The organism is Plasticicumulans sp. (assembly GCF_035331805.1).
Lineage (GTDB): Bacteria > Pseudomonadota > Gammaproteobacteria > Competibacterales > Competibacteraceae > Plasticicumulans.
In genome coordinates this window covers 1-2,388 of record NZ_DAOLKE010000461.1, presented here as the reverse complement: position 1 = coordinate 2,388, position 2,388 = coordinate 1, and the positions used below count along the sequence as shown (strand labels likewise).

Annotated in this window: 1 protein-coding gene; it reads right to left on the bottom strand. The window is 73.7% G+C overall.

The window, feature by feature from the left end; all coding sequences use genetic code 11:
* The coding region (locus tag PKE44_RS18390) for a PAS domain S-box protein (RefSeq protein WP_324554139.1) at positions 1–2,388 on the bottom strand (2,388 nt) is incomplete at both ends.

Genomic DNA, 2,388 nt, shown 5'->3' with positions numbered 1-2,388 from the left:
CAGCCGCGCGCCGTGCTCGGCGGCGAGCCGGCGCAGCTGCGCGCCGACCGGGCCGGGCGGCCCCTGGATGCAGAGGGTGCGCCCGGCGAGCAGCGGCATCGCCGGGGCGGGTTCGTCGGCTTCGAGCGCGAGACAGGCCGTGAAGCGGCTGCCGCGGCCGGGGCTGCTATCGACCTCGATCGTGCCGCCCATGGCCTCGGCGAGCCGCCGGGCGATGGTCAGGCCGAGGCCGGAGCCGCCGTAGCGGCGCGTCATCGAGCTGTCGCCCTGCGCGTAGGCATCGAACAGCTTCTCGATGCGCGCCGGATCGATGCCGATGCCGGTGTCCTCGACGGCGAGGCAGAGCTGCGCGCAGCCCTCGCGCGTGCGCACCGACACCTCGACGCCGACCCGCCCCTGGGCGGTGAATTTCACGGCGTTGTCGACGAGGTTGCCGAGGATCTGCTGCACGCGCAGCGGATCGCCGAGCCAGCGCGCCGGCGTGCCCGGAGCCGCGTCGATCGTGAATTCCAGCCCCTGCGCGCGCGCCGCGCCGGTGTGCTGGTCGGCGACGGCCGACAGCACCGTGTCCAGCGTGAAATGCGTGCGTTCGAGTGACAGGCCGCCGGCCTCGATGCGCGAGGCATCGAGGATGTCATCGACCAGCGCCAGCAGCGTCGCGCCGGCCCCGCGCAGCCGCGTCAGCCAGTCGCGCTGCAGCGGATCGACGGCCCGGCGTTCGGCGAGGCGCGCAAGCCCGAGCACCGCGTTCAGCGGCGTGCGGATCTCGTGGCTCATGTTGGTCAGGAACACGCTCTTGGCGGCGGCGGCGGCGCTGGCCGCGCGCAGCGCCTCGGCGAGTGCGGCCTCGGCGTGCTTGCGCTTGTCGATGTCGAGGTGCGTGCCGAAGGCGCGCAGCGGCCGGCCGTCGGCGTCGCGCTCCAGCACCTGGCCGCGGTCGAGGATCCACTTCCAGCCGCCGTCGCGGCAGCGCAGCCGGTATTCGGCCTCGTAGTAGTCGGTTCCGCCGGCGTAATGGAGCTTCAGCGCGGCGTGCACGGCCTCGCGGTCCTCGGGGTGCAGGCGCTGTTCCCATTCATCGAGCGTGTCGCCGATCTCGTCATCGGCGTAGCCGAGCATTTCCTTCCAGCGCGGCGAATAGAAGATGCGGTCGGTTTCGGCGTTCCAGTCCCAGACGCCGAGGCCGCTGCCTTCGAGCGCGTAGTGCCAGCGCTGCTCGGCCGCGGCGAGGGCCTGCTCGATGTCCTTGCGCGCCGAGATGTCGACCATCTGCGCGGTGAAGTGCAGCGGCCGGCCGGCGGTGTCGCGCACGATCGCCACCGACAGCAGCACCCAGACCGCGCGGCCGTCGCGGCGCAGATAGCGCTTTTCCAGCGTGTAGCTCTCGCGCTCGCCGGTCAGCAGCGCCTCGACCAGCGCGAGGTCGCGCTCGAGGTCGTCCGGATGCGTGATCGCGCGGAAGTTGCGCCCGAGCAGCTCGGATTCCTCGTAGCCGGTGATCAGCGCCAGCTCGCGGTTGACGCGCTGGAAGCGGCCTTCGAGATCGACCACCGCCATGCCGATCGGCGCATGCGCGAAGGTGCGGCTCAGGGCCTCCTCGCTGTTGCGCAGCGCCGCCTCGGTGCGCCGCCGGTCGGCGATGTCGCGGATCGAGCCGGCGACGCGCATGGCGCGCCCGGCGCCGTCGCGCCGCGCGAGCGCGTGCAGCTCGACCCACAGCCGCGTGCCGTCGTCGCGGCGCATGCGCAGCTCGATCTGCACGGCCGGCGTGCGCCCGCTCAGGTGCGCGGCCAGCGCCTCGTCGTAGCGCGGCCGGTCGGCCGGATCGATGCGTTCGCGCAGCGCCGCGCCGCTGGCCGGTCGCCCTGCGTCGCTGCAGCCGAGCAGCGTGCACAGGCGCGGGGACAGGAACAGCGCGTCCTCGGCCGGCAGCCATTCCCAGAGCCCGTCCTGCGCGGCCTCGACGGCGAGCGCGTAGCGCTCCTCGGACTCGATCAGCGCCCGGTGCGCGGCGCGCAGCGGCGTCGTCTCGATCAGCGCGCAGACCAGCCCGGCCTGCGGATCGTCGGCGTCGATGCGCGTGATCTGCAGCAGCCACACGGCGCGGTCGCTGTGCAGTTCATCGGCATAGCGGCCGCCGACCGTCAGCACGGTCTCCAGCCGGCGCACCAGGCCCGGAAACGTCGCCAGCCCGTCCAGCCCGCTTGCGGGCCGCCCGAGCGCGTCGTCCGACAGCCCGAACAGCCGGGCGGCGCGCGCGCTGTAGCGGCGCAGGCAGAGCGTGCCGTCGAAGGTCAGCAGCGCCTGGTCGAGACAGTCGAGGGTCGCGGCCAGCTCGCGGTCGAGCGCATCGACGCGGGCGGCGCGGCCTTCGGGGGTATCGGCATC